The following is a 26,750-nucleotide window of genomic DNA, read 5'->3' as shown; positions in this document are numbered from 1 at the left end:
ATTTTAGGTGTAGGCTTATTCATCTCAAAATTATATTGTGGAATAAGCCTTTAGAGATAGGTTTGTGCAACAAAGCCTTTGGCATAAGAAAAAATTTAATAAAAAATTAATAAGTTTGGCATGGTGTAGTTTGGGCACAGTTATTTTGACGGGCTGTCAAAGTCCTGCTTTAGTTCAATCAACTTCTACTTCAGTACAACCATCAAAACAGCCTCAACGTGTGGTTTTTTTCTTGGGAGATGGAATGGGTATCACGACACTAACAGCTGTACGAATTTATGCTGTTGGTGAAGATTGCCAACTGCCAATAGATCAACTGCCAGAGTCAGCATTTGTTCGTACTTTCTCAGAAGTTGCACAGGTTACAGATAGCGCACCATCGATGGGTGCCTATATGACAGGTGTAAAAATGAAAAATGAAGTGATATCCATGCAGACTGGAACAATTGCAGTAGAACCAAATCAGACCGGAAATCATCAATGTGGAACCAATCCTCAGATCCAAAATAAGCAAGACACCCAAACTTTACTCGAATTGGCCAAAGCACGAGGTTGGGGTACAGGGGTAGTCACAACAACTCGCATTACGCATGCTACACCAGCATCGACTTATGCTCATATTTGTCATCGTGATGCTGAAAATGACATAGCATCCCAATTAGTACCAAGTTCGCAAGGTGATATCTATCAGCGTTATAACGTCAAATTAAAAGATGGGGTTGATGTGATTCTAGGCGGGGGTAAGCGTCAATTTCTGCCGAAAGATCAAGGGGGAGAACGGATAGACCAACGGAATTTGATCGCAGAAATGCAACAAGCAGGCTATCGAATGGTCTATGATCAAACTCAACTCTCCCAGATGAAGTTAGGAAAGATAACACTAAATATAAAAAAAATGGAATAAATAATTTACAAAGTTATTATTTTTAATCTGATGTTTGTTTTATATGGGGATGATAATAACTTCTGATTACTAGTTTTTACCTTAAATATAACGATTGAAAGATTCATTTAAAGGCTATGAATACATGAGTTTTACAGTTTGGCTAGGTCAGCATGAGTACTTTTCGCAAGATTTAAGATCGACCATGAACGTGATTAAGTTATAGGGGATTGATGAAATAGTTTTTATGAATTTCTGGCTTTCTGGGCTGATTTTATCAAATTCATGTCTATGCAAAATTGCGACATATTTCTCGTGCTGGTAGTTATCCAGAGTTTGGTCTGTATCTATCCATAGTGCAGACCTTTTTTTTGGTGATAGTTTTTTCTTAGCGATTTTCGATCTGGATGTAGTGATTTCACGCTTGCAGAACGTATCTTGGCGGTGATCCATCTAATATTCGTGATTATAAAGCGAGCTAATTCACAGGTTCTACAGATTATGTAGCGACTAACTATAAGTTGATGGTTGGCGCTTAGTTTATATTTACGCTTAGGTTTCAGTTAAAAAATCAATATTTTGTTGAATTCGTGATTGAATCATCTCTAGGGTAGATTCTCGAATTTGATGAGGATACAGGCGTTGCGCAATTTGACTAAATTGAAGTGCAATTTCATGCATGGCCAAGATGATCTCATCGACTTCTAGAGTAGTCAGATTCGCTTCTGAAGTACCGAGTTTATGTATGTCATTTCGAGAAATATTGAGCGCTTCTCCCATAATGTCCATTTGATGATAACCACCTGGACCTTCACAGAAGGTCACATCATAGGCTGGAGCCAATTTCCATTGACCATTTTTTGCCATGAGAAAAGAAAAATTCTTGGTATGGTCATCCCGATTATTGAAAAGTACATTAAACACAGCACGTTTAAAAGTATGCAGCCTTTCCGCACATCTTGCGTACACATCAAGGTTGCCCGAAGAAAATTGCGATAGTCTAGGCTACCTGGAACTTTATAGTCTGCTCCGGTATATGCAGCCAAACTCTGCATTGGAATCCGCATGCCATTTTGACGGTCGAATCGTTTAGAAGCAAAAGCCATTAAACCATTGGGCAAATTAAAAAAATGGGTGTCTGGAGTCTCGATTGCACAAAGTCGCAAACATTTTGCATAGACGGCTTCAATGGCGCAGACTTCAGGATACTCTTGCTGAGCAGGAAACTTAATCAGCCAGGCTTCATTTTGATCAGAAGCTTGCGTCGAAAACTCAAAATTGACAGGATTTCGGTAAACCAATGCTTTGGATCTGGCACCTTGGGGGGAGCCACCCATGACCAGCAAATGTTGTAAAAAATTCGCCACCTTCTCCTTTGAGGACTTCTTGGACTTCCTGTGCCAATTGCGGCAGGGGAATATTCTCTGAAGTTTGCATCTCTGCGACACAGGGTTCAAAGGAGAGAGCACCCATTGCATGGGTGCTAATATAAGTTAGACGTTCCAAAGGGCTGATTCGTGCCGGATGCAGTCCAATTTTTCGAAAATATCGATCCATTAATAACATGCCCCAACCATCCGGCAAAGCATCATAGACTGGACCAGGTAATCCCATTTGATAAGTAGGAAAACCCTGTCTCAGTGGTAGACCTTTTAAAGGGAGTAAATAAGAAGAGAGCTGAACACCTCGCTGTATTGCTTCTGGACTATATTCAAAAGCAATAGTGGGTCTACCTGTGGTGGCTGTTGAACTAATCAGCGTTCCCCATAACCATGATTCGCCCCAACCATTGTAATAAACATTAAGACTGTTGAGCATTATCCCTTCCTCTTAATACGCTGGTGCTTACTTTGACTTTCATAGCGTAGAATATCTTTTACACTGTTAAGCTGAGGTTGAAACAGCTCCTGAAGTTTGTTTAATCGACCCAAGACCATTGCAATACGGACTAAATTTTCAACAGATACATTTCGTGCCGCTTCAAGATTCGAAACCGTATTCACGCCGACACCAGCGCGTGCTGCAACCTCAGCTTGAGACATCTCCAAAAAGAGTCGTTGCTTACGTAAACGCTCACCTAAAAGCGTCACGACTTCTTCGGGTTTAGTGAAATATAAATCCATTAAATTGGGTCTTAAACTTTAATAATTTAATTAAACCACAAAATAATGGAATTAATTTATAGCTATAGTGTGGTTGAGGAGGGCTTTGTTGCACAGCACTTCGGAAGGTAGGTTTGGTCCTTGGGTATCGGTTACAGAAATTCATCAGGATGTACTTTGACTGATTGTTGATAAGGAAATCACAGTATTTTCATTTTTCCTTTTTGGTCACATTACTTAGAAAGGGTTCTTCGAAAAGTAGTTCATATTTTAAAAATCTTATAAATATTGAGGATTTTTTCTTAAATGCTTTCAACATAGCATGCGGCGATATGTAACTCGTACGGGCTTAATCTGCCTTTTAGTGTAAATTTTTTGGGCATGAGAGGGGCAGAGGTGTGGGGGCAAGCAATTTATATCGTGGATACTTCTAAATCATTTATGTAATAGAATGAGCTAAGCATGGATTTAGGGTAATAACACTAAATCTAAAAAAATTGGAAGAATAATTTATTAAATTATTGTTTTTATGTGGTTGTTAGTGAAGTTATGAATAATAATAACTTTTTTCTTGATGAGTTTTATCTAAAAAATTGATCGGATAATTTCTTTAAATGTCATGTATCCATAAATTTGACAGTTTGAAGATATCGGTATGTGCATTTTTCACAAGGTTAAAGATTGACCATAAATGTGATAAACGGTAGGGGATCATTGAAAAATGAATGGATTTAAACACTACATGTATGCAGGAAAAAATATCGCTGCGGTTCTGCTGACAGGCTGTATTGAGCATTGAATGCAAATGATGTAGTGATTGTCTACATGCTATAAGACCAGCATGATGAAGAATGAAATGTAGTTGCCAATATCTAACCTGGGTTGAAAAGTATAGCGTTGTTATTTGGAGAAGTGAGGTGAGCCATCCTTCTCTTATTCACTTAAAATGATACTTACTCAACTGATCTCCACTCATGGGCTGGTTCCAATTAGACGGATAATAACTTCCATCCCCTATTTTTACTTACCACATTTCTTGCATTTAATCCCTTCTTTGGAGATGTGATTCAGCATCACCGTTGCCAATTGAATCAAATCAATGGCATTGTTCGTTGGTTCAAGAAAAGCAGAAGAGGCTGCTTTATTGCAAAAGAGAACATTCGGATCAAATGGATTGGATTACACAAAAGCCATAAAATAGCCATAGATCAATTCACTTGCATGTAATCTGTAACATCCATTCAGGTCATCAGACATTGATTAATCACTAAACACCATAAATTTATGTATAGGCGAACTTTTTTGAGACATATGTTGATAAAAATGCGGCAAGTTACATTGCTTAAAGGTCTATCTAAGTTAACGATCTATTCAATTCTGGATAAGTAATCTGCATATTACGATCCTAAATTACCCGAAGAGTATTAAGATTTTTAAGAATCGTGTTTGTTGGTTTATTTGGGAAATTAATCAGTGGATTGAAGCAAAGATGATGGCTCATTAAGGATTGTGGGCTCTGACTACTTAAATTTTAGGTATTTTGAATAAAGGATATTTCAAAAATCTTAATTAATGGATTTAAATTACCATAAAAACCTTCAATATTGGCTTGAATCCATTGTTGTTGAGAGTCAATGCGAGACCAATCAATACCATAACCACAATGAGCAATCAGATGCTCAAAGAAAATCCGTTGTGTACGTCCATTACCTTCACGGAATGGGTGTATGACATTAAGCTCACAATACAAGTCGGCAAGTTGAGGAATCAGTTGTTGTGGTGCTAAGCCTTGAAAGTATTTTTTTTCTTGAAGCGGTTTGAGTAGTTTATTGGTTTCAATTTCAATACGGGAAAAATTACAAAAACGGGTGTCACCTTTGGAAATATCGATTTGTCTTAACTTTCCTGCCCAGTCGTATAAGTCGCCAAAGAGCTGCGCATGAATTGATTTTAAGTATTGTAAGTCGTAAGGTGGTTCAGCATATTCAATTAAGTTACTTGCCAATCCAGACAGTGCTAGTTCAGCTTGTTCTAAAATTTGTTCATCATGAATATTGAGTTTGTTCTTTAGGATATTTGTGCCAGGGTAACAATACAGGCTGTCACCCATTTCCCCATATTTATCCATACATGCACCTGACTAAGTTTCGGGTTGCGAATACTTCTTATATTTTTGCAAGATTTCAGCTTTACTTTGTTGAGTTGTTTGAGCTGTCGTTGTAATGCCTTCAAGCTTTAGGCTGGCTTGATAGTTTTGCGCACGTGTCGCTTGAATATATTTTTTTTTCTGTTCAGTGGTTCTGAGCATTTCGAAACTCCATTGATGCTACACGTGAAGTAAGTATAGCAGAGAATCTTTTTGATCAATGCTGCATACACAGCATTTCAAAATGTAATACAACGGTATTGTTTCATGTAATAACAGAAAACTAAAAAAAAGTGGAAGAATTTTTAAAATTTAGACCACCCATGATAAGTAAACCATATGTATTTGTTGATAATTGTAATTTTGAGAAAATTTAGTTGATAAATTAAATGAATTTTAATATACAAAGATATGCTCATTTTTTATATCGATAAAAATGTTAAAATTTGACTATTTAGTAAAAAATATAGAGATATTTATGGGGCAATTTATCATGCCCTTTTGCTTTGAGCGACAAAATGTTCAATTTAAGATAGTAAAAATTAACTCAGAACTACTGAAAATCAAAAAGATTAAACAGAGCCAGAAAGTAGTAGTACAAGCAAAGTTCAAAATAATCTATGTGAAAATTTGGCAAAAAATATTGCTATTAATGCAAACGGAGCCATGCTTACGTGTACATTCTAATTATGTTGCAATCTTACAGTTGATACATAATCTTGATGATTTTATCGAAAAATCACAGCAACACTTGTGCTTTGAGAGAAAAGCTCAGAAAGAGCTGGATGCTAAATTTTTTGCTAGATTTTTTAAGCTGACAAAGAGTTCAATAAAAGATCAACTTTTACCAAATTGTTCAGATCGTAATGAATTTAACCAATGCAATTTGATAAAAAATTAAGCGAAAGCGAATATGCCAAAGATTGAAACAGAAGAGCAATTCTTAGATTTAGCAGAAAAATTTAAACAAGATTATTGTCTATTACATGATGATGTTGTGAATACACAATTTGTCGATCTATCAGATGATTTACGTGAAAAAGCCCACGCTCTATATAAGGAAGCGCAACAGATATATGGCTATATATCTAGCTCTAGACAATTAGGTAAATATTATTTTCTAGCTTCTTTAAGTTATTTTGCATGTCCAGATACTAGTAATACACAAGAGCTGTCATCGCAACGTTATTTGATTCTACAAGCGAGTTTTTTAACATATCGGCAGTATCAAGAATTTGCAAAAATTGCTAAAGCTGAGAATAAGCAAAAACATGTTTGTGACCTCCTACGCTATGTCTCACGATATGTGCTGGATTCTAATAATGCTGAATTATTTCATGAATGTAGTAAGCTGCTAAATTGTTATGTCACGTACGAACGTAATTTGAAAAAAGAGGATCGTAATCAACTTTTTAATATTAAAAATTTCAAAAAAGTACAAGTCATAGAGTATTTATCGGCTCTATTAATAATTTTTAAAAGACTTGATGATCGTCGTGTTGTTCATCGTCAGCGTAAGTCAAAAAAAAGCAAAGTTTTGCAATGGCCAACTAAAATTGAACTCAAAAAATTTCGTGAAATAAAATCTGGTAAGTATGAAGATATCGGACATAACGCAAAGATCAGTTTTTATGATGCCTCTCTTCACAAAGATGAAGATGGTGAAATTGAGTTATTGGACATTGAAGTAGAATTATACTCAGAAGATGAAAAAACTAAAAATTTTAATCATTTAATTAGTGATTATACTGCATATTACACGCGGCATCGCCAACGCCGTCATGTGCCATTTATTACAAATCCTTATTATTTAGCACCAGATGTACTGAAGCAAATTGTTTATGTGTTGAGAACTGAGTTAAATGCGGACTGGGATAAGGCTGCAATCGCTGCCGCATGTTTATTGTCACTTTTGACTGGATTATCTCCCATAGCACTGATGGATTTTAACGAGCTCATACAAGATGGTGTTTTGATCCAGAATGGTTCAAGAAAACGACGGGAATATTTACTTAATTTAAATTTGAAAGTTACCGAGCAGAAAATTAAGAGTTTAAAGCCTGTGCGTTGGAATGAAGAGATGACTCACCAACTACATCTACCTGCGGCATGGTTTGACTACATAGAACAAGCATCGAATCCAAAGATCTCTTCAGGAGATATTAATTCCGAACTTAAGAAGTGGTTTGCTAATCAGTATGTGGGTACTATCACCGTTGAAAAACTTCAGGCCCAATTATATTTTCATATATATTATGAAACCTATAATGAATATCTTACTCATGTGATTGCGAGGCGGGATATCAAGCATGATGTGCCAGGTATTTATTACGGAGGACTTCCCAAAGCTCAGCTTGATAGCAGCTATTTAGCTTTTTTGGAATCAGCACTTACACCACATTCTAAGGAACTTACAGAAGACACGGCTGAACTCAAAATATTACAACAACAATTCAAAGTGCAATCTGCATCTAAAGGGAGGGTAGGGAGTCAACTGGCACTTGAACCCAGTTTTGTGAAAGAGCAATTTGCTTTTTTACATAGACATTGCCAAGAAAATATTCAAAAAGATCAACATATCATTAATCAATTGAATGCATACGCGTGTTGGATGTGGCATGTTAGCTTGCTAAGCATGGCCAGACGGCCTAATAAAAATCTGTTGGGGAATTTGGAAGATTATTGTTTTGAGCTTAAAATTCTATATGTAAACGATAAAAAGAATAGCAAGGTAAGAAAGGATGGACGATTTATCCCGCTATCCGATTTCTTCTTAATAGCACTGCAAAATTACACTGTATTTTTAAAACAAATAATTGAACTGTATAGCCCACTTTTAAAACAAGTATTTGCAAAGAAAAAAATTGCGCTCAATGACTTATTCGGAAAGGTCATTGATAGTAAAGATATCTTGCCGATAACTGTCAAAGAGTGGCAGAGCAGGAAAGTTAAGTTAATCCCTTTATCTCGAAACTGGGTAAATTTATATATGGAAGGAATCTTTCCAAAGAATATGTATTCGAATTGGTTACGTCATTTTGATATGAATTTTTTGATGTATGCAGAAGAAAAAGAAGAAAAAAAAACTGCTTTAGCATTCCATTTAATTCAGGCTCTTTATGGTCATGACCAACGTGACCGAGAGGCTTTTCATCCGTATTCTTCACTTATTCCGAATGTCTATGTACAGCAAGTCCGCCAGCAATTGCAAGATAATGTCAAATCTTTATCGATTAAACACTTAGAGCGAAAATAGTTGTATGCAAAAAATCAAAGAACTAATAAAACCACAACTAGACGGTCTATTTGTTGATATTCAGAAATTGGTGAAAAAGTCGCAAGAAAGACAGCCTTCTTTACCTGAAGTATTGACGCAAGACATGCAGCAAAAACTTGATCAGCAGATCGCCGAAAAATGGCATGACATTAAAGATAGTGTTGATTGTTTGAGTCAAAAATTGAGCCGAGATGAACAATCTAAACTGATGCAATTTACTGAAGATGAATTTAATAAAAGAAGAAGGCAATTCAACCAGAATGTAGATAAAAAATCATACAGAATTAGGCTAAATCCACATACTAAACGGATCGTACTGCCTAGAAAAATTGAGAGTACGGAGTCACGGTTAAAACAAGGGCAGTTACATGCCCAGGTACTCAATGCTTTGAAAGCATATTGGAAAGATTCACTTGGATATTGGGATGACCCTAAATATTTGTGGGGGGATTTATGCTTAAGTTTTATATATATTTCAGGCTGTGCAGATGAACAGCATCTGGTTGCTATTCAGCAGCAATTGCAGGAGGCCGTTGAGCTTGGTACAGATCTGAATTGTTTTCGGTTATACCATTCGGACTACAAAAAAATCACTAATCCATTGTTACTACATTATCGTGTTGAAAACTCTCAATATGGCAACGATGTAGAACAGAGAAAGTTGTACCAATGGAAGCATGTTTTTTTTAACTCATATGCTCAGTTCATCTTGCAATATTTAAAAAAGTTGAAAGCTACTCATAAAGAATATCGTCTGCAACAATCAATTGAAGATTGTATTCTGGAAAGCTTGAGTCGCATGGGACGAAACAAAAGTTTGGGCGATCTGCAATATCAAATTAAACGCCGTGGATTTCGTGCATTTAATGATGTGCAAATGGTACTTGAATTTAATCCAAACCTTAGCCTAGATATATTTTTAAGTAATGTACTTCAGCAAGAGATTAATACTGTCGCCTTACGGCCATCCGAATTTAGATTGCTATGGAGTAATGAACGTAATCAAGTCATGGAACTAGAGAATAGCCCTATTCATTTTGAACAAGAGCAGTTACATCCTGAAGTTCCGACGGCTCAAAGCAAATTACAAACGATTCCGTATGAGTTGATGTTGTTTGATCAAAAGAAACGTAAAGGTCAAAAAGTTGAGCGCTTAGATAAAAAGAGGAATAAAGAAGAACGCACGCTACGTTTTTGGCAAGAAATCAGAAGGGTGTTAGAGGAGAAGATGCGTGATGCAAATACGGAAGAAAAGTCTTTAATTGAAGCCCAATTACGCTTAATTCACTGGTTAGTGCATTTAAAAAAAAGAGGGCTTCAATTATCAACTATTGAAAGCTACTTAGGATCATTTGCTAAAGAATTTATATTTGAAATTTGGCTTAATAAATTGGATTTAAAACAACAATCCATTGATGATTATGAAGATTTATATCGACAGTTGTTGAAATATAGCAGTGAACGAGATGCACAAGCAACTCAACGTGAAGCTGTTAAAGGAAAAACCTCTCGTAAGATGCACCAAACAGCAGAATACCGTTTTGGTCGCCTAAAAGATTTTCATCAATTTTGTATAGATAATTTTAATGCACCAGAGGTATTGGTGTTACAGAATTCAAGTTTTAAGCATTTACAAATTTGCAATGCACGCCTAGTAAGCCCTTTGTTATTTGGCAAGCTATTGGAAAAACTAGAACATTTAAGTCAAGAGCCAACGGCATCAGAGTGGGTCGATCATCTGAGTTGTTTAAAGCTGATGTATTTACTGAGTTATAGAACTGGACTCCGATTAAATGAAGTTCGTTGTCTTAAAATACAAGATATTATTTGCCCAGAGTTACTTTATAAAGAAAAAGAAAATACAGCTTTTAATAATATCACGCTTCATATTCAGAACAATTCATATCGCCGTCTGAAAACGCAAAGTGCAAATCGTCAAATACCATTGAAAATTGCCTTGTCAGAACATGAGTTTTTAGTAGTACAACATTACATACAACATCGTTATGAACAATATTTGTTTAATCAGCAGGATGATCTACTTTTTAGTGTTAATCATCGTGTATTAACGGATCAATGTATCAGCAAAATTACAGTAGAGTTGTTTAACCAAATATTAGGTATGCATCATGGCTTTAGTTTTCATACGTTGCGCCACAGTGCTGCTAACTATCTAGCAATAACTTTGCTGGGCTCAAAAGAAATGATTAAAACATATACAGATTGTCCTTGGGTAAAAGCAAAAAAGATGCGTGATTTATTGTTTGGTGTTAAAGCACGTGCTCATGAAGAGATTATTCAACATAAATGGCAGGTGCTTGCCTCTTGGATGGGGCATAGCAGTATTGAACAAACGGCTTCAAATTATCTTCATGTTTTGGATTTATTAGCAGTCGATCGAATTTACAATTCGCCGTGTATCATTTCAAAAAAAGTCCTAGAACAGTGTTTTGGTCCAGTGAATTCAAGTACAGAGTACATAAACTTAAATCGTTATACTCAGCAGCAGAAATGGTTTAACTCTTATCAGCAAACACAGCCAGTTATGATTGCTGGTCGACAAGAAAAGAAGTTTAGTATCGAGAAGAGTACTCTGACGCCTTTTCAACGTTTGATAAGTTTAAGAGATGGCCGTTCAAGCGAAGATATTCAAGCACAAGAATGGATGCAGCGATGTCAATTTATGAGCACTAAATGGATGGACCCCAAAAATTTTAATTTAAAAACGAAATATGTTAGTAATAAAAATTTAGATGGGGGTTGGTTTGATGAGCTTTACAACAAAGCTAAGAAACTGAAACGTTCTGATGAAATAATTCCTCTCTTTGATTTGCATAACCAACATGATAAGGGGAAAGATATACCTAAAGAGTTGAACGTGGTCAATGCACTTAAGGTATTATTATTATTTGGAAAATTACGTAAAAACTTTCTACATTTTCAATGCATAAAGAAAGATGATGAGCAACAAATTGCTAATTTTATTGCTGGTATAGAGCCAATTATTGGAGATCACCTAAATTTAGACAAACAGAATTATCCAGTCAATCTGGAAGTGCTTGAGAGAACAGTTAAATTTAGTTTTCAAAGAGTTGTTGGCCATAATAAAAAAAATGTTACTCTACTGGTTATATTTAATTTAATGTTAAAAATCATGCAAGAAGATGAACTTTGGTTAAAATAGCCTAAGCAGTTTAAAAAGGGGAATTTAAAAGTTTTAGCATCACAGTTTGATTACTGGATTTTAAACAATAGTGTGAAGATTAGCGCTTTGGTAAATCGATGAGCTAAAGTGTTGTAGTCCAAACTCGATCTGACAGTTACCCATTTTTGAGCTGTTGATTAATTTATCAAAAAAAATCAAGCCACCCACGGGTGGTTTTTTGTTGCGACATTTCACCAGTAACTAACTTTCTTAATGTGAATCATGCTAAGGCAGCGAATGAAGGGAAGCCGTTAGTTGTATTGATGGCACCACAAGAGAAAGATCGTTCGAAGGCTCAAAACCGTTTGTACTGGATTGGCTTAATCAATGGGCTAAAAGTCAAGGTAAAGATAAAGATTACGAGCATCTGTTCTTTAAGAAAAACTTCTTAGCAAAAATCTATGATTGCGATGACGTTGGCCAATACAAGAAAACATTCAAGGCTGTAAGAGAGTTGAAAGATTCTAATCATCCTCTCTACCAAGATGTAGCAAGTGGCCTATGTGAGCTAATGAGCACTACAGACGCAAGTACAGTTCAATTAACCGAATACTTAAACGACATTCATGCTTTCTGTAATAAAAACGGGTGTTATTTGGAAACGCCTGATGATCTTAAGTAGGTGCTTGAATAGTTGCTGATTTCATATTATTAATGTCTCTCACTTTATAAAATGAGAAACTAACAAATGGTAATGAATAATATTGAATATGATGCGGTGGTTGAAAGTGCGAAAATCAAAGCGAAAAGCGATATAACAGTAGCGGTTTTAAATAATGCAGCAAGTACGGGTTTAGTTGCAATTAATGATGCAAGTAAAGAAAAGCTTATTAGAGTTTATCAAAAAACTGCATGATCAGATTGATGAATAATATGAACCGCCCTTAAAGCGGTTTTTTATTGCTAGTAGAATATTTAAGGTACCTTTTCTAATAGGCACATACTATTAAAGTGTTTTTTATTTATTTTTTAGATTGAAAAGATTGCTATTTAAGTAATTTAAATATAAAAATCTTTATTGATTGAGCGTAGTTGTTATACAGGATATTTATAAGGATTTTAAAATGACAATTATCACATTGCTTGATGTTGAGACGAAGAAGAAGGTGATAGTTCGGTCCGTAATAGACCCAATAGCAAGAATAGACAAAAAAGGGAATATACAAATTATTCAAATTCATAAATGGCTAGATGATGAATCTGGAGATTTTGTTGATGAAGACTTATATGAGGCACTCAACAATGGAGAAGTTGGAATATACTTAACTTTGCAGTATATGATCATTGATATTGAAAATTAATTATTTTTTATTTTTAGTCAGTGTGATTTCTTACTCTCTAGAGCCTAATGGTTACTACACATAAGACCTTATTAAGTATTACCTATTGATGGGCACATATTCTTTATAAGTCTTGATAAGTAAAAAAATTATGTAGGCTAAAAATAAAACCATTCAAAAAAAGAAATCTTTATCTATTTAAATATGAATATTTGATATTTTTAATTCAGTCCCTATTGCTAGTGCTTAAATATTATGCCAATATGAAGTTGGAGATATTTCCGAATAGATATTTCCTATTTCAGGTCTAAGCGTTTTTTTTCGCTAAGCCCATTTCTGAATAAAAATAGGAAGTGGGCTTTTTTATTTTTAAATATTTCAGTATTATCAGTGTGTTGCTTTAAGTAACACTAAACCTTATTGATCAGCGCAAATATCAAAAAAGGGGGAGCTTGCCTACTAGGCAAGCTTTTTAAATTGATAATTTAAACACAATAATCCATTTTAAAGCTCAATAGAAAAATCAAACTTCCCTAGCTTTTATTCGTACTAATTTATTGAATATAATCGTTTTTATAATTTTTAAAATTTCCTTAAACTAAAAATGGAAAATTTCTTGTTGCAACATTGTTATAATAGGACTACCTTAAGAAAAATACTTTATAAAAATGAGGAGCTGCCGAAATGCCACAGTATCTCATGTTTGCGGAAAATATTTATAGCAAAATTAAAGATGAGGAATTGTTTTCACATGACTGTATTGAAAATATGAACTTACTTATGACATGTATACGCAGAGAAATTGAGGGAACAGAATTTAAATTAAAATATAATTTTATTGATTTTGTTGAATTGTTTAGTAAACAATTAGATGAATGTAAAGTAAAAATAGATGTGAGTTTGATTCCTCCTCATAATTCAGAAGGTGAGTATATTTTATGGTTAGCTGGATTTATCGAAAAAATTACAGAAGGTGGACCTAAACCACCTCCGCCTATAAAGAAATTTATTCCAGAGTATATGAGCTTGAAATATGAATTAGATTTTTTACCTTTAAATGAGGAAAAAATTCAAACCGAAGGTAAAGAAATTACGGATTACTTTAATTCAAAGCTTTATAAGGCAACTTTTAAGAAATAATAGTTAGTTGTCTCTATTTTTAGCCACCGCCTTAGGGCGGTTTTTTTATGGGTAAGAATAATGGATTCTACAGAATACTTTTGGCTTACTCGGAAAAAAGAACCTAAAACTAAACTTAAAAGCCGGCCACTGCCAAAGCCTACACAAAAATATCTAGAGGCAGAAGAAGAATTTACTGAAACTTTAGATAATCTGGAAATTAAATATGAAAAGAAATTTCAGTTTAAGTCTACTAAGCACTGGCGGTTTGACTTTCATTTAATTGAGTATCGAATACTAGTTGAAATTGCGGGTGGTCCATGGTCTGGCGGTCGTAAGGGCAAACTTAAAAATAAAGCTTGTAGTCTTGATCGTTACGATGTGGCTGAAGAGATGGGCTACACCGTAGTTCGCATAGAGACAGCTTCAAGATGTCGCATTGATGAGTCTGGACCTTTGCAGTTACGGACTGAATACGCTAGTGAATGGCTAAAAAATTTAAAGAGGCAAATATTTAATGGATCAGATCAGACCATTTCCTCCAACTGATTTTATTGACCAAGCAGATGAAGAGGAAGCGATTCGCATAGTAGAAAAAGATTATTTTTTTAAGCTTAGTTCTTGGTTTGGTAGGGATTAATGGTTGCTCAAAGGTGGAAAAAGAGTCAAAAGAAGCTATCTTAAGCACCTTAAAAGATCCTGATTCAGCCCAATTCCAAAATATAAAAGGATATTGCGGAGAGGTAAATTCTAAGAATAGCTACGGTGGTTATTCAATTTGCAATAATTTGGGAAGCACACTGCACTCCAAATAAATTATCTTTAAAAGAGCGCAATGAGTGTGTAAAGGATGCATATAATCAGTCTCTTATAATGGATGCAAGGCTTAAAGGGGTTTCCAAGGAAAGCTTAAGGAATGAAATATTAACAGACAAAAATGCATCAAAAGCAGAAATTCAAGAAGGCTTAAGAGATATTGATCGTGCGTATAACAGTAATTTCAAAGATAAGGGTCTATAGGCACAGGATGTTGTTGCTAAATGTGTAAAGTTGATTGATTAGTGAATTGGTAAAAAGCACCCTAGGGTGCTTTTTTATTTAGACAAAACGCACTTCAACATGTTTACCAATTGCCGCAGCATATTTTTGCAATGTGGCAATAGATGGTGATGGTTTGCCTGTGATCAATGCTTTTTCTAGCCGTGAAACGGCAGAGGTACATTTGTTCCCACGCGTTCCGCGATTTGCGCTTGGGATAGACCTGCCTCTCGACGTGCAGTAAGTACCATATCGAGCAAGGGCATTTCTTCACGTTCAATTCGTTCGTATTCGGTACGCACTGCTGAACGAGATAATGCAAGTGCTTTCATTTCTTCATGTGTTCGCATTTTTCACCTCTTTCATGCGGTCAAGTGCTAGGTTTAGATCTTGCTTAGGTGTTTTTTGGGTTTTCTTAACAAAACTATGGAGCATTACAATGCGTTTACCGACTAGTGTGCAATACATAACACGAGCAATACCTTCTTGAGATTTTAAGCGCAACTCAAATAGTCCTTTACTCATTGGTAATGTGTGAGATTCTCCTAAGTTTGCGCCGGGGGTGAGTCTATTACTTTACCCAGTGCATTATTTAATATAGTTCTATAGACATCCAAGCGTTCTTTGTAATTTTCAATAAACTTAGTCAACTCTATGTCACCAGGGCTACTTAACTTACGAAAATGTTTTCACTTCCTATTATTTCACGAAAATAAAAGCTCATTGTGCAACGAATATAAATATAAGATGACTTTTAAATCAGCTTGTCTCTAATCTCGAATCCGCTAATATCCTCAAAAGCTATTTTTCTTGTCCATTTACTTCTTCAAATACACCTTTGGGGTTCAAAAGCATGTGTTTGATCGGTTGACCAGTGAGCTGATTAATATCCAAAAGATCATAAACCATTTGTTGTCCTAGCTGTTCACGCCGGACGGCTTCAACAATTTCCTGCATGTTTTGAAATTCTTCAAAACTCAGAACAACAGCTTCGGGCGTATTCTTCGTATAAACAAAAACAGGTTTATGACTTTCTTTGACACATTGAACAATTCTGCTCCAAGATTTGCGAACATCAGACGCAGAAACAATCGCACCGTTTATAAAAGTTAATCGACTCATATCTAAGACCTTATACTGGATGGCAAAAATTAAATCACTTTAGAATATTGTTCCGAATGTAAGAAAACGACCGTTATTTATTATGGGGCTATTATATTTCTAAAATTAGTAGATGATATTTGTATGTAACTATATAATCTAAAAAAATAAATTTTAAATCGTGCAAATTAAAAATAGGGAAAGCTATGCTTACTGGAGTCTATATAAATAATGTTGCTACTTATAGTGTACCAACACAATTAGATGGTTTAAAGCAGATAAATTTTATATTTGGGGCAAATGGGTCAGGAAAAACTACAATTGTAGAATTATAGATCAACCATTAGGCTACACACATTGTTTACTTCAATGGCTTGGTGAAGAACCAATAAAAACTCTAGTCTATAATAAAGATTTTATTGATCGTAATTTCAATCAAGAAAATACCGTTAAAGGAGTTTTTACTCTAGGTGACGATCAAGTTGAGGCAGAAGGTCAAATTGCTTTATTGCGTCCACAAATGAGGGTGAATGGAAGCGTAAAAAATATCAGCCTGAATATCGTCGCCAATGGCGTAAATTACATATTGGTATAGATGCTAAAACCTTACAAATACGCGCTGTTCAGCTCACGACCAACAATGTGAGTGATTCACAGGTACTTGGTGATTTACTCGATCAGATTCCACAAGATGAGAGAGTTGACTCCGTCTATACCGATGGAGCTTATGATACCAAACAGTGCCGACAGGTCATTGCGGATCGGCAAGCACATGCAGTGATTCCACCAAGAAAAAATGCGAAGCCATGGAAAGATAAAAAGATGGGCTCGCTAGAACGCAATGAGTTGCTTTGAACAGTTAAACGTTTAGGAAGAACTATTTGGAAGAAATGGCCAGGCTATCATCGGCGAAGTTTGGTTGAAACCAAGATGCATTGCATCAAATTATTGGGGGATAAACTCAGTGCGAGAAATTTTCAAAGCCAAGTCAATGAGATTCATGCACGTATGGCAGTATTAAATAAATTTACGGACTTAGGCAGACCACATACCCGAGTTGTCATTTAAATTTGAGTAGATATGAGAAGTCTTAACTTTTAAATCTTTGTGCAACAAAGCCTTAACAAACTAGAATTTATTCTTCTATTTGAAAGGATTCTTATGATCCTAGCCAAAATAATGGACAGTACTTCCCTCTAAAGATAACGTAACGTTAACTTTGGAGATCCAAGAAATGGCCAAACGTTTTAGTGCTGAATTTAAACAGCAAGCAATTGATTATGCACTTTCAAACTCACACGAGCCTATAGCTGCAATCGCCCAGAAATTAGGTGTGGGTTATTCAACTTTAGACAAATGGATTCGTGAAACCAATCCAGTGGGTTCAAGCAAACGTCAACTTTCACCAGAACAACAGCGGATCTTGGAATTAGAGAAAGAAGTCAAACAGCTCAAGGAAGCCAATGACATCTTAAAAAAAGCGCATGTGTACTTTCTAACAGATCATGCCAAGAAAAGTACACGGTAATTCAAGATCTAGATATGAATGAAGTCACGGTATCTTCTGCCTGTAAATACCTAGGTGTCAGCACTTCAGGCTATTATGCCTGGCGAAAACGTCAGGCCAATACGGTAGAGAAATATAATGATTTAAAAGCCGTATATTGGCAGCATCATGCACGATTGGGTGCACCTTCATTGGTACATGACATGCATGATTTAGGTTACAGCATGAGTGAACGCACTGTTGGAAGAATGCTGAAAAATCTGGGTTTACGCAGCAGGATTGCGCGTAAATACAAGCATACGACTGATTCAAACCATCGTTTGCCTACAGCACCCAATCTGTTAGAGCGTCAATTTACAGTCATTCAGCCTAACAAGGTTTGGACAACGGATATTACCTATATCCGTACCAAGCAAGGTTGGCTGTATTTATGTGTGATGCTGGATCTATTTAGTCGTCGTATCGTGGGGTGGCAAACCAGCCATCGAATAGACCGCCAGTTGGTGTGTGATACGTTTAACTATGCAATGGCTCGTCAGGGTTATCCAACTGGTGTTATGGTTCATTCGGACCAAGGTTCACAGTACTGTAGTCGTGATTTTAGAGCGCTGTTACTGACAAATGATTGTACTCAGAGTATGTCTAGACGTGGAAACTGTTGGGATAATGCAGTGACTGAAAGCTTCTTTCATACATTGAAAGGTCATGTGGTCCATGGCAGTGTGTTTGCCACTCGAAAAGAAGCGAATGCTGTCTTGTTTGACTATATTGAGATTTATTACAATCGGGTCAGAAGACATTCTGCAAATGGCTGGTTAAGCCCTGAAGCCTTTGAGAAGAAATATTTTAAGAATTTAGAGGGATTTGTTGTCCACGATACTGTCTAGGATCATTAAAATACTCTTTTAATATGGAAATAATTAATAGTGTACTGATTAAACCTAGAAATACTATAAGAACCCACAACATACAATCCAAAGAATATCAAACATTACTGATACAAAAATAATAATATTTTTTTGTCTATTAAGTAACTGAAATTTAGTTTTTTTTACAAGTTAAGTGTTTTATTAAGTTATAATTAAAAGTAAATTTTTCCCAACTAGTATAAAGTTTAAGAGTATAGGTTATTGAATTGTTTCTTATGCAAAAAAAAGTCAAGAATCTTTATTTAAGAAAAGGTGAACACTCATTTGTTCTGCAATCACAGTTCATTTTTAAAGCTAAGTAGCAAAAATGGACTAGTGAAGATATCCAAAAAATTATAGAAAAGACCTTATATCAAGATAAATATAGGGTATATGCAATTTTGAGAGAGTATTCTAGCCAGAATTACGGGTAAATTTGACTTGAAAAAGAGAAGGACTAAAGTCTTTTAGAAGGATATATCTTGGATCCTGAATAAGATTTTTACTATTAAAGGAGTAAAGTTTAGCCTCGATATAAGTTTAATCTATTATTTTTACAATAATATTGCATATATCAATACCTAATTTAACTTTAGTTCCTATCGCCAACCCTGTATGGTGTCCGTTCAGAAACACTCTATCGAGGCTAATATGTATAGTTTTTCTAGATCAATTAATTGAAACGAATCTCAAAGATGGGAATAAATACAGTAAATTATTGATTGGATATAAATTATTTTCTGATTTGATGAATGATCCTATATTTTATACAGAAGTGTCTAATTCAGCTCTGAGCGCTACGAAAAGAAAATATAAGCAACTAAAAATTAAAATCACCACACATCAATATCAGCTTCATTTTGAATAAATCAATAAAACGAAAGTTCTCAGCTCTCTCTTCGTATATGAGAAAGTCACAATTTATGGCCTTTCTCATATCTATTTAGCATAAAATCTCTTATGCGAATCTGGAAAGATTAAGTTATTTCGTAATATTTTATCCAATAAGCATTGTCGAAAATATCAGTGTAATAGCTTGACTTCTTACAATGTGAAAAATAGTCACAGCATAAATCTCTAATAATTTCAATTTCCTCTAGGCTATCAGCAGCATTGACTAAAAATATAAACTTGTCCAAGTTAACAAGTAATTTACTACTATTTTTCAAAGGTTTATTATTAGACATTGAATCCTATGTGTTTTCCTGTTGGAAGCTCTACATCAATACGAAGTTTTCCGCCCATTGCTTCGACATACTTTTTCATCGTTGAAATTTTAAGATCATGACCACGATTTTCGATTGCTGACAATGAAGGCTGTTTGATTCCAAGGGTTGCAGCCAATTCTTTTTGAGAAATCTCTAACTCTTCACGAATAAGGTGAAGCTGAGTTTCCAACAATAATTCATCCGCCATTTGTTGAATACGAGCTTGACTCTCTGGAGAGCGATTAGCCAATAATTCTTGTAGGGTCTTAGCCATTAGATTGATCTCCTAAAGTTGAAAGATGAATTTCGTATTGCTGATCGGCAATATCTAACATCTCTTTATAAAAACGCTTTTTACCACCTTTATCACCGATACACAGCACAATAGCTTGTCGTAAAGGATCAAACGCGAAAAAGGCTCTCAGTGATTTACCTCGATGCTGAACACGTAGGTCTTTCATATTGGTAAATTTGGAGTCATAGACGGTATCTACTAAAGGACGACCTAAACTTGGTCCCTGTTGCTGTAGAACGACCAACGCTGCGAGTACTTTCTCTTGTGTAGATTGATCTTGCTGTGCAAGCCATTCGTTAAACAGATCCGTTGTAATGACTGTCCACATATTACAACCATAATATAGATTACAATCTATATTTTATGCTTAATTGAATTATTATTCAAATGACAATAAAAAATCCCGACGTCATGTCGGGATTTTTCGGTGTGGAGCGCATAGGTAGGGCTGACTACCTAATGGTCATGGTGTCTGACTGATTATTCTTGTTTTAAGTCATTGAACATCCTGTTCATATAGATCGATCATAGGGACTTCACTGGTGCTTGGATACAAACAATTTCGTAAAATGCTGTAAGCCAAAGCGTACAAAAAATCATCAAAAATTATCCCAAAGCTTATCCGCAAGAAATGGGGATAAATTCAGAAATGGAAGCCTTAAGGAATCGGAAGGAAATTACGATTTGATCGCTTTTTAACCAATTTTATTGGCAAAATATATCAAAACTGCTCATAAAAAAGCCGACTTGTTTCCAAGTCAGCTTTTCGACATCGTCGAGCAAATTATTTATAGCATAAGTTTTTGATTTTTATATGTTTCAATTTGTTAATTTCGTATAACACCCATTATGTTAAATAGAATCAAAAAACCTCCAATAAAATCGTTATAGTATTATTATTTATTGAGTAGATAAGAGAATTAAATTAGTGAAATACTCAAATGAAAAAATAGTAAAAGCTCTCTTACTTTCTCCTTTACCACTACTTTTTTTCACAGCAGTCCTGTTTATCGTAATGAATCAGGAATACAGCCTATACTCGATTTTAGTGGTTCTTGTAGGGCACGGTCTTGTCTACTTGGCTTATTGTATTTTGACTGTACCTTTCAGCTTCATATTCTCAATTCTTTTAAATCGTTATAACAGTCTTAATTTATTAACTATCTGTATTGCCTCTATAATTATTGCTACTCCATTTTTTATTCTTTTTGGATGGAGTCACACAGGAGAAATTTCGAAAGAGTGGTGGAAGATGTATACAGATACATGGACTATCTTTATGGCTCTATTTCCTGGCTTATGTTATTGGCTATTTCTGATTAACCTAAAAGATAAGAAATCAAAGAATATTGAATAAACCATTGCATAGAGATTCTTAAATTTCCCTAAAATTAACATAATACACCTTATACGAAATTCAAAAAAAATAATATTATCTTTATGATAATTAAAGAAATTTAATACAATCTCCATTATATTAAATTCTCATTACATAGGCTAAGAACTGACTCAATAATAAAAAATGGGAGTTTTGTTGAACTCCCATTTTTGAGACTGCACATTAAACTTTTTCAAATAATTATGTAGCACTTTTTCTAGTATCTTTTATTAGATTTGAAGGTTGTAGGTTGAGCTGAGCAACTTATGCCGAGGGGCTGACATTTATCAGACAGAGTATCCATTTCAGCTTTCGGTGCTGTCTAGAAATAAAGGGAAAGTTGTTTCAGGCGAGGACATCACTTTTGCAAAGATGAATGAGAGGTGTCTCTGCCTGAATATTTGCTTTTCTAGAATTGAGTGTCTAGAAATCAAATGAGGTTTGTAGATAATACGTTTGTGGCGCACCTACATACATTCCACCGACTTGATCCGCTGAACGAGTGTAGTATTCACGGTCAAATAGGTTCTTCACACCGAAGCCCACTTTGAGACCATTGAGTTGTGTGTTGGAAAAATCATAGGATGCCCGAATACCCACTAAACCATAACCAGGAATGTTGCCATAGCGTCCAGTAGCATCATGGGTGCCCGATGCGGTTTGACCAGATTGACCGTAGAAATTAGTGTTTAGTGTCCATTGATCAATTTTATAGTCTATTCCAGCATTGCCGACCAATTGTGAATAAAAGTCGAGATCTTGTCCTTTGTTTTCCCCAGCAGATGCGGTTGCTTTGGTGTAAGTGGTATTGGCATATAGCGAAATACCGCTGAGTTCGTCACTGATTGCACCGAGATTATATTTAAATCCGAACTCGGCTCCTTTGTGTTCAGTGGCACCTAAATTTGAGTAAGTTTGAGTTGCATCATCTCGTTTTAATTCATCAGAAAAATCAATATAAAACAGGGTGAATTCTAGGGATAGATATGGGTCTAAATAGTGTGTACCAATTTCATAATTATTGGCTTTTTCAGGTTGCAAGCCTTGCATGGTCAGATAGGCACCTGACGCATTGGTATTAGCCATTTGGCTATATTGTAGTGGTGCAAAAGATTTACCGTAGTTTGCAAAAATATTCCACAAATCATTGGCTTTATACATGACTGAAAAGCTTGGTAATACTACATCATAGGATTTTTCAGCATGTACTCCGTTGAGTACCGATGCATCTTTATTTAATTTGTACATATTTTCGGTGGTTTTGATTTTCTCAAAACGAACACCAGGAATCAGAGACCATGCACCCACATCTGTGCGGTTGTCGATGAACAATGCATGTGCATCTGTTTTCCCGTCTGCTTTGGTCCAAGCATATTCATTTGTAGGGCCTGTGACCGTGTTATAGCTTGCACGATTAACCGCCTCTTCACTAGTTTCATGTAGATAGCGATAGCCCACAGAAACTTCATTTTCAGTAGTCCCAAGTTGGTACGCATGCGAATACCGTGGCTCGATTGCCGTCACTTTATAATTACGTGGCGCCGTTTGGTACAGTTTTGATCCACTACGTTCCATTCCTGCATCACGGAAGGTGTCAGTGTGATAGGCCAAAAGCTCAAAGGCATTGTCATCTTTTTTATAGCTGTATTTAACTGAACCGTCAGTACGATGCCCTTTCATATAATCATGATTGCGCAAGGACTGATATGGATTTTCAGCAAATTGAGCAGGGGTTAAACCTCCAGGCATATCTACATCTGCATCGTAGCGGTGTAGATTGGCTTCAATTTTTGCATATTCATCTATTGCATAAGCTGCTTTTAAGCGAATATCGTTGATGTCAGAGTCATCATTTTTATCGCGAAAACCCTCTCCATTAACGCCAGAATATAACAGCGCTAAGCCTAAACCGTTGTCTAAGGTTCCACCCACAAATAAGTTGGGGTTAAATTTTACATGACCGTTTTCTGCAATTTCTGTAGTGAGGTCTACCGTTCCAGCAAAGGTTTCAGGAATTGTACGCGAGTTAAAGTTAATAATCCCTCCTACATTTTGTGGCCCAAAGCGAACAGAGCCCGCGCCACGCACCACGTCGATACTTTCAGTATTGCCTAAACTAGTGGGTGCTAAGGAGAGTTGTGATTGACCATAAGGGGCAAACGAAAGTGGAACACCGTCCACGAGTACCTGTGAGCGTGGTGAAAACCGTGACGTTAAACCACGGACACCGATGCTTAACGATGCATCACTCCCTGCTGTTCCTGCATTTTCAGGAGCTTGAATACCAGGCACAGTGCGTAAAGCCTCTTTGACAGAAGTTACGCCTCGGTTAATCAACTCATCACGCTGAATGACTGTACGCGCTCCAGCATGATTTAGTACTTTCTGTGCATTGGCTTCATCTAACCAGTTGCCTTCGGCTTGCACAGTTATCGTGTTAAGCGTCACAGTAGGGTATGTATCGGCTGCATAAAGTATGGAGGGAAATAAGCAGAGGGTGAGGACTGATTTTTTGAAATGAGGGAGTAACACAAGAGATCCTTAAAATGATGTATAGGTTAAATGTGAAGAAAATACGGAGAATTTGTAAGTTTGTGAAATGATAAGCTGACTAGCGAGATCTGTAAATGATAATCGTTTGCTTTTTATTCAAGTGTTATATAAAAATTATTAGAATAAAGGGAATAGTGAAAGCACTTAAAAGTGAGCCGGCAATCTATACAAAATTCTTTTCTGAAAGTGTTCTGCAATATCAAACAGGCTGACAGTTTTCTAGAATATGAATACAGAAAGATAGATAAAAACGGTGGCTAACATTTGAGTAAAAATTGAACTTATTGCTGAGTTTAGCCTAAAAAACCAATGGCTTTCACTGGGAGGCCATTGGTTTTAGTGTATGTTGAATTTTGCTTAATCTGACATTAGTTTTACATTACAGATTGTTGGTCAAGTCCGCCTGAGTGTTATCAGATTTATCTTGAGCATGCTTTCCCCAGTTAAACTTCTGTGCACAGATGCCTAATCCAACAATAAACAATGCAAGTAAACTGGTATAGGTTACTTCTTTGAAATAAGTGCCTTCAACCAACATGGTAATAAGTGCGCCAATAATAAAGAAGATTGCAAGATACGTAAAATATTATATATTTCAATATGCTGATTCCATTCGGGAAAAATATCATTTGGGTATAGCTTTAGTGATTTAAGAGTTTGAAGAAACTGAGAGTCTATTTTTAACTTTTCTGGATGATCAACTATGTCATCAAATAATGCAGATGATCTATGAGTTAAAAATTTACCTGTAACAGAGGAGTGGTACGCCTTAGCATTAATTTTAAAGGCTTCATTACTATCATTTTTAACTATTTTTTTAAAATTTTTCGGTAAACCGTACATCATTTTATGATGATATGAACTTATATGACTCGTTATCACAAAAGATTCAAGAGATGAAATTTCTTCTAAAGAGGAATAAGAGTTTTGCATTAAAGGCCTAAGCTAAAAAATCAGAATTATGAAATTTCTCTAAAATTAACATAATACACGTTATACGAAATTTTAAAAATGACATTATCTTTATGATAATTAAAGAAATTTAATGTAATTGCTATTATATTAAATTCTCATTACATCGACTAAGAACTGACTCAATAATAAAAAATGGGAGTTTTGTTGAACTCCCATTTTTGAGACTGTACATTAAATTTTTTCAAATAATTATGTAGCAGTTTTTCTAGTCAAATTATCTTTTTCAATACCTAATAAAGATATTATTTCTGTGCTTCATATGCCTCTAAAGCTCGTAAAGCAAATGTATATGCAGCTCCTGCATTCAAATGAATTGCTGTAGCTAAAGCACCAGCTACTTCGCTTTCTGTTGCACCAGCTTTCATTGCTGCTTCTGCATGCACTGAAATACAGCTTTCACAACGCGTAGTGATTGCCACTGCTATAGATATTAATTCACGTGTTTTGATATCTAATGCCTCGGCAGCAGCAGCATCATTAAGTGCTAAATAAGCTTGAAGCATTTTAGGGTGAGTTTTTCCTAAAGATCCAAATGATTTTTTGACATGTGCTGTATGTTCTGGCCAATCTAGGAACATTTTAAAAATACCTTTGATTAAATACAGATTTAATATTAGTTGAATTGGAGATAAAATTTCTTAAATTTTGTGTAAACAACGTAATTTTAATCTTATTGCAAAATCAACACTTACTTGAACACCCATTCTCATCCAAGTGGGACACTTTATAATTATTCTAAAATTAACATAATACACCTTATACGAAATGCGTTATAATTATCTTTAGAAATCAATGCTGTAGTTTCTAGTTGATAGCCCATCTTCCCCAAGGTGGGTTTTTTTATGATTTTTCACGTTCCACGCCTATTCTTTGACCAATGTTTCACGACTTTGTTCATATTAGTTAAACAATCGTGGTTAATCATAGGGTCTAAAAAAACGGCTCCAAAAGCCCCTTTTCTCCGGTTCCTGTTCAACGTGCTCCGGCACTGGAATCCGCTTATTTTCTGTCTGCTCCGGAGTAGTCAATCCGTCATCTTTCGGCTCAAGTTCTGACCGAGGATATGTTGCTATATCCGGGTCTGGTTTCTGATCGGTAAACGTAGTCATATTGGATTGTGGAGGCTTCATTTCAATGAGGGTCAGCAGTGTATCTATGCGAGCGTTTGCCTTGGCTTCACGATCTTCGGCTTTTTCTAACTGCTTTTTTAAAAAATCGATTTGGCTTTTGAGTTCTACAACTGTTTTATCTGTGTATTCAGGTGTATTTTGATTTTGTATTGAAGAATACAATATGTGTATTCTTCAATACACTCAAGCTTTAAAGCCTAGGTTCTTTAGATGGGGTAAGAAGTGCTTTTGTTGTATTGGATCTCTCAGCATTTCTTTGATTTTTGCTGCTAGGCTATCATAGCTCTCATTACCATTTGCTAAGTTTGAAAATTCAGGTAGTCGTGAAAGCTGATTGCCAAACATATTGAGCTGAGCCATTAAAGAATGACCGGACGCATGACGGTCAGGTTGTTGTATGCACGTCAAATAGCCGCTTTACGAAGCAGTGCTTCTCATCGGATGGCTTTGAAATCAAGTGCTGGAATAGCGAGAAAGTACGGGTAACTTTCTCTTTTTCAAGAAGAATGTACGATCAAGTCTGAACTAATACAAATAAGCCCAAGTGAACAATCAAATCAGCCACGGCTGGGACTGTTCTAAATTTTGTGTAAGTACTTAATTTTCATTTATCCTTCAGAGGATAATTACAAAAGGTACTTCACA

25 protein-coding genes and 8 pseudogenes are annotated in these 26,750 nt (G+C 35.6%); 16 read left to right on the top strand and 17 right to left on the bottom strand.

Translation table 11 applies throughout. The features are described from left to right. Positions 1-244: 244 nt before the first annotated feature. Positions 245-874, top strand: a pseudogene (locus HJG58_RS17920) (alkaline phosphatase); the annotation flags it as partial. A 561-nt stretch (positions 875-1,435) separates the two neighbouring features. On the opposite strand, the pseudogene HJG58_RS19105 reads toward HJG58_RS17920, so the two are convergent. The 5 genes and pseudogenes from HJG58_RS19105 to HJG58_RS17895 all read right to left on the bottom strand — a co-directional run bounded on the left by HJG58_RS19105 (position 1,436) and on the right by HJG58_RS17895 (position 5,293). Next, positions 1,436-2,701, bottom strand: a pseudogene (locus HJG58_RS19105) (type II toxin-antitoxin system HipA family toxin). Next, complete coding sequence (locus HJG58_RS17905) at positions 2,701-3,006, bottom strand: helix-turn-helix domain-containing protein (RefSeq protein WP_005130167.1); 306 nt, start codon at positions 3,004-3,006, stop codon at positions 2,701-2,703. The pseudogene HJG58_RS19105 and the gene HJG58_RS17905 overlap by 1 nt, the downstream one beginning before the upstream one ends. Before the next feature lie 916 nt (positions 3,007-3,922). Further along, positions 3,923-4,179, bottom strand: a pseudogene (locus tag HJG58_RS19190) (hypothetical protein). 337 nt (positions 4,180-4,516) lie between these two features. Then, entirely contained in the window at positions 4,517-5,113 is a 597-nt protein-coding gene (locus tag HJG58_RS17900; protein ID WP_002125876.1) for a putative adenosine monophosphate-protein transferase Fic, read from the bottom strand. Between the two features lie 12 nt (positions 5,114-5,125). Further along, complete coding sequence (locus HJG58_RS17895; protein WP_002125865.1) at positions 5,126-5,293, bottom strand: YhfG family protein; 168 nt, start codon at positions 5,291-5,293, stop codon at positions 5,126-5,128. Positions 5,294-5,567: 274 nt separating this feature from the next. Between HJG58_RS17895 and HJG58_RS17890 the strand changes: the two genes are divergently transcribed. From HJG58_RS17890 to HJG58_RS17850, 9 genes and pseudogenes are all read left to right on the top strand, one after another. Next, on the top strand, positions 5,568-6,032 hold the full coding sequence (locus HJG58_RS17890) for a hypothetical protein (RefSeq protein WP_000911011.1): 465 nt from the start codon (positions 5,568-5,570) through the stop codon (positions 6,030-6,032). A 12-nt stretch (positions 6,033-6,044) separates the two neighbouring features. Next, positions 6,045-8,387 (top strand): hypothetical protein, encoded by a 2,343-nt coding sequence (locus tag HJG58_RS17885; protein ID WP_130128029.1) that lies wholly within the window; start codon positions 6,045-6,047, stop codon positions 8,385-8,387. Positions 8,388-8,391: 4 nt separating this feature from the next. Then, positions 8,392-11,592: a site-specific integrase gene (locus HJG58_RS17880; RefSeq protein ID WP_002125867.1), complete on the top strand. Its 3,201-nt coding sequence runs from the start codon at positions 8,392-8,394 to the stop codon at positions 11,590-11,592. A 191-nt stretch (positions 11,593-11,783) separates the two neighbouring features. Continuing rightward, positions 11,784-12,235: pseudogene (locus tag HJG58_RS17875) on the top strand (hypothetical protein). 72 nt (positions 12,236-12,307) lie between these two features. Further along, positions 12,308-12,469 carry a hypothetical protein gene (locus tag HJG58_RS17870; protein WP_162137887.1) on the top strand — a complete coding sequence of 54 codons (162 nt, stop codon included), beginning with the start codon at positions 12,308-12,310 and terminating at the stop codon, positions 12,467-12,469. 208 nt (positions 12,470-12,677) lie between these two features. Continuing rightward, positions 12,678-12,914 (top strand): hypothetical protein, encoded by a 237-nt coding sequence (locus tag HJG58_RS17865; protein WP_000152657.1) that lies wholly within the window; start codon positions 12,678-12,680, stop codon positions 12,912-12,914. A 663-nt stretch (positions 12,915-13,577) separates the two neighbouring features. Beyond that, positions 13,578-14,033 (top strand): hypothetical protein, encoded by a 456-nt coding sequence (locus tag HJG58_RS17860; RefSeq protein ID WP_130128028.1) that lies wholly within the window; start codon positions 13,578-13,580, stop codon positions 14,031-14,033. A gap of 60 nt (positions 14,034-14,093) precedes the next feature. Beyond that, positions 14,094-14,561, top strand: a complete 468-nt coding sequence (locus HJG58_RS17855) for a hypothetical protein (RefSeq protein ID WP_002123983.1) — start codon at positions 14,094-14,096, stop codon at positions 14,559-14,561. A 216-nt stretch (positions 14,562-14,777) separates the two neighbouring features. Next, positions 14,778-15,032 carry a hypothetical protein gene (locus tag HJG58_RS17850; protein ID WP_000236586.1) on the top strand — a complete coding sequence of 85 codons (255 nt, stop codon included), beginning with the start codon at positions 14,778-14,780 and terminating at the stop codon, positions 15,030-15,032. Between the two features lie 176 nt (positions 15,033-15,208). Here the strand turns inward: HJG58_RS17850 and HJG58_RS17845 are convergent, their stop codons facing one another. The 3 genes and pseudogenes from HJG58_RS17845 to HJG58_RS17835 all read right to left on the bottom strand — a co-directional run bounded on the left by HJG58_RS17845 (position 15,209) and on the right by HJG58_RS17835 (position 16,172). Beyond that, positions 15,209-15,400, bottom strand: a complete 192-nt coding sequence (locus tag HJG58_RS17845) for a hypothetical protein (protein WP_002123976.1) — start codon at positions 15,398-15,400, stop codon at positions 15,209-15,211. Then, positions 15,387-15,596, bottom strand: a pseudogene (locus HJG58_RS17840) (type II toxin-antitoxin system RelE/ParE family toxin); the annotation flags it as partial. The gene HJG58_RS17845 and the pseudogene HJG58_RS17840, both read right to left, overlap by 14 nt. 255 nt (positions 15,597-15,851) lie before the next feature. Next, the gene (locus HJG58_RS17835) at positions 15,852-16,172 is read right to left on the bottom strand and encodes a type II toxin-antitoxin system Phd/YefM family antitoxin (RefSeq protein ID WP_170249747.1); all 321 of its coding nucleotides are present in this window, start codon (positions 16,170-16,172) and stop codon (positions 15,852-15,854) included. A gap of 185 nt (positions 16,173-16,357) precedes the next feature. Here HJG58_RS17835 and HJG58_RS19100 point away from each other — a divergent pair, with 185 nt between their 5' ends. From HJG58_RS19100 to HJG58_RS17815, 5 genes and pseudogenes are all read left to right on the top strand, one after another. Then, positions 16,358-16,486: an AAA family ATPase gene (locus HJG58_RS19100; protein WP_002123981.1), complete on the top strand. Its 129-nt coding sequence runs from the start codon at positions 16,358-16,360 to the stop codon at positions 16,484-16,486. Beyond that, complete coding sequence (locus HJG58_RS19185) at positions 16,441-16,746, top strand: AAA family ATPase (protein ID WP_308738294.1); 306 nt, start codon at positions 16,441-16,443, stop codon at positions 16,744-16,746. Before HJG58_RS19100 ends, HJG58_RS19185 begins: the two co-directional genes overlap by 46 nt. Beyond that, positions 16,674-17,219: pseudogene (locus HJG58_RS17825) on the top strand (IS5-like element ISAba13 family transposase); the annotation flags it as partial. The gene HJG58_RS19185 and the pseudogene HJG58_RS17825, both read left to right, overlap by 73 nt. A gap of 166 nt (positions 17,220-17,385) precedes the next feature. Continuing rightward, positions 17,386-18,545 (top strand): IS3 family transposase gene (locus HJG58_RS17820; RefSeq protein ID WP_085945698.1). Its coding sequence is split into 2 segments (ribosomal slippage): positions 17,386-17,620 and positions 17,620-18,545, totalling 1,161 coding nucleotides; the frame shifts between segments, so codons are not numbered across the junction. A 670-nt stretch (positions 18,546-19,215) separates the two neighbouring features. Further along, positions 19,216-19,434 carry a hypothetical protein gene (locus HJG58_RS17815; RefSeq protein ID WP_029747731.1) on the top strand — a complete coding sequence of 73 codons (219 nt, stop codon included), beginning with the start codon at positions 19,216-19,218 and terminating at the stop codon, positions 19,432-19,434. A 109-nt stretch (positions 19,435-19,543) separates the two neighbouring features. Here the strand turns inward: HJG58_RS17815 and HJG58_RS17810 are convergent, their stop codons facing one another. Genes HJG58_RS17810 through HJG58_RS17800 form a run of 3 tightly spaced genes read right to left on the bottom strand, consistent with a single transcriptional unit; the run spans position 19,544 to position 20,397 of the window. Then, a complete protein-coding gene (locus HJG58_RS17810; protein WP_000069471.1) occupies positions 19,544-19,753 on the bottom strand; it encodes a hypothetical protein in 210 nt (69 codons plus the stop codon). Then, the gene (locus HJG58_RS17805) at positions 19,746-20,048 is read right to left on the bottom strand and encodes a helix-turn-helix domain-containing protein (RefSeq protein ID WP_001140619.1); all 303 of its coding nucleotides are present in this window, start codon (positions 20,046-20,048) and stop codon (positions 19,746-19,748) included. Before HJG58_RS17805 ends, HJG58_RS17810 begins: the two co-directional genes overlap by 8 nt. Continuing rightward, positions 20,041-20,397, bottom strand: coding sequence for a type II toxin-antitoxin system RelE/ParE family toxin (locus tag HJG58_RS17800; protein WP_006581604.1), 357 nt, complete (start codon positions 20,395-20,397; stop codon positions 20,041-20,043). The genes HJG58_RS17805 and HJG58_RS17800 overlap by 8 nt, the downstream gene beginning before the upstream one ends. A 600-nt stretch (positions 20,398-20,997) precedes the next feature. On the opposite strand from HJG58_RS17800, the gene HJG58_RS17795 reads away from it, so the two are divergent. Next, positions 20,998-21,426, top strand: a complete 429-nt coding sequence (locus tag HJG58_RS17795; protein ID WP_000877730.1) for a hypothetical protein — start codon at positions 20,998-21,000, stop codon at positions 21,424-21,426. 444 nt (positions 21,427-21,870) lie between these two features. Here the strand turns inward: HJG58_RS17795 and HJG58_RS17790 are convergent, their stop codons facing one another. The 6 genes and pseudogenes from HJG58_RS17790 to HJG58_RS17765 form a co-directional block, all read right to left on the bottom strand. After that, a complete protein-coding gene (locus HJG58_RS17790) occupies positions 21,871-23,979 on the bottom strand; it encodes a TonB-dependent receptor family protein (RefSeq protein ID WP_002124575.1) in 2,109 nt (702 codons plus the stop codon). 400 nt (positions 23,980-24,379) lie between these two features. Continuing rightward, positions 24,380-24,586: pseudogene (locus tag HJG58_RS17785) on the bottom strand (GABA permease); the annotation flags it as partial. Next, positions 24,505-24,933, bottom strand: a complete 429-nt coding sequence (locus tag HJG58_RS17780; protein ID WP_002124576.1) for a hypothetical protein — start codon at positions 24,931-24,933, stop codon at positions 24,505-24,507. The gene HJG58_RS17780 and the pseudogene HJG58_RS17785, both read right to left, overlap by 82 nt. Before the next feature lie 284 nt (positions 24,934-25,217). Then, positions 25,218-25,553: a carboxymuconolactone decarboxylase family protein gene (locus HJG58_RS17775; protein WP_002125301.1), complete on the bottom strand. Its 336-nt coding sequence runs from the start codon at positions 25,551-25,553 to the stop codon at positions 25,218-25,220. A gap of 339 nt (positions 25,554-25,892) precedes the next feature. After that, positions 25,893-26,261, bottom strand: a pseudogene (locus HJG58_RS17770) (plasmid replication DNA-binding protein); the annotation flags it as partial. Positions 26,262-26,288: 27 nt separating this feature from the next. Next, the gene (locus HJG58_RS17765) at positions 26,289-26,513 is read right to left on the bottom strand and encodes a hypothetical protein (protein ID WP_125510319.1); all 225 of its coding nucleotides are present in this window, start codon (positions 26,511-26,513) and stop codon (positions 26,289-26,291) included. Between the last annotated feature and the right edge of the window lie 237 nt (positions 26,514-26,750).

Source organism: Acinetobacter geminorum (genome assembly GCF_013009345.1).
Taxonomy (GTDB): Bacteria; Pseudomonadota; Gammaproteobacteria; order Pseudomonadales; family Moraxellaceae; genus Acinetobacter; species Acinetobacter geminorum.
This window is presented reverse-complemented; position numbering and strand designations above follow the sequence as displayed.

Bases quoted from the DNA above. Each gene is read 5' to 3' on its own strand.
- HJG58_RS17905 (WP_005130167.1), bottom strand. From the start codon at position 3,006: ATGGATTTATATTTCACTAAACCCGAAGAAGTCGTGACGCTTTTAGGT.
- HJG58_RS17900 (WP_002125876.1), bottom strand. From the start codon at position 5,113: ATGGATAAATATGGGGAAATGGGTGACAGCCTGTATTGTTACCCTGGC.
- HJG58_RS17895 (WP_002125865.1), bottom strand. From the start codon at position 5,293: ATGCTCAGAACCACTGAACAGAAAAAAAAATATATTCAAGCGACACGT.
- HJG58_RS17890 (WP_000911011.1), top strand. From the start codon at position 5,568: ATGTTAAAATTTGACTATTTAGTAAAAAATATAGAGATATTTATGGGG.
- HJG58_RS17885 (WP_130128029.1), top strand. From the start codon at position 6,045: ATGCCAAAGATTGAAACAGAAGAGCAATTCTTAGATTTAGCAGAAAAA.
- HJG58_RS17880 (WP_002125867.1), top strand. From the start codon at position 8,392: ATGCAAAAAATCAAAGAACTAATAAAACCACAACTAGACGGTCTATTT.
- HJG58_RS17870 (WP_162137887.1), top strand. From the start codon at position 12,308: ATGAATAATATTGAATATGATGCGGTGGTTGAAAGTGCGAAAATCAAA.
- HJG58_RS17865 (WP_000152657.1), top strand. From the start codon at position 12,678: ATGACAATTATCACATTGCTTGATGTTGAGACGAAGAAGAAGGTGATA.
- HJG58_RS17860 (WP_130128028.1), top strand. From the start codon at position 13,578: ATGCCACAGTATCTCATGTTTGCGGAAAATATTTATAGCAAAATTAAA.
- HJG58_RS17855 (WP_002123983.1), top strand. From the start codon at position 14,094: ATGGATTCTACAGAATACTTTTGGCTTACTCGGAAAAAAGAACCTAAA.
- HJG58_RS17845 (WP_002123976.1), bottom strand. From the start codon at position 15,400: ATGCGAACACATGAAGAAATGAAAGCACTTGCATTATCTCGTTCAGCA.
- HJG58_RS17835 (WP_170249747.1), bottom strand. From the start codon at position 16,172: ATGAGTCGATTAACTTTTATAAACGGTGCGATTGTTTCTGCGTCTGAT.
- HJG58_RS19100 (WP_002123981.1), top strand. From the start codon at position 16,358: ATGCTTACTGGAGTCTATATAAATAATGTTGCTACTTATAGTGTACCA.
- HJG58_RS17810 (WP_000069471.1), bottom strand. From the start codon at position 19,753: ATGTCTAATAATAAACCTTTGAAAAATAGTAGTAAATTACTTGTTAAC.
- HJG58_RS17805 (WP_001140619.1), bottom strand. From the start codon at position 20,048: ATGGCTAAGACCCTACAAGAATTATTGGCTAATCGCTCTCCAGAGAGT.
- HJG58_RS17800 (WP_006581604.1), bottom strand. From the start codon at position 20,397: ATGTGGACAGTCATTACAACGGATCTGTTTAACGAATGGCTTGCACAG.
- HJG58_RS17780 (WP_002124576.1), bottom strand. From the start codon at position 24,933: ATGCAAAACTCTTATTCCTCTTTAGAAGAAATTTCATCTCTTGAATCT.
- HJG58_RS17775 (WP_002125301.1), bottom strand. From the start codon at position 25,553: ATGTTCCTAGATTGGCCAGAACATACAGCACATGTCAAAAAATCATTT.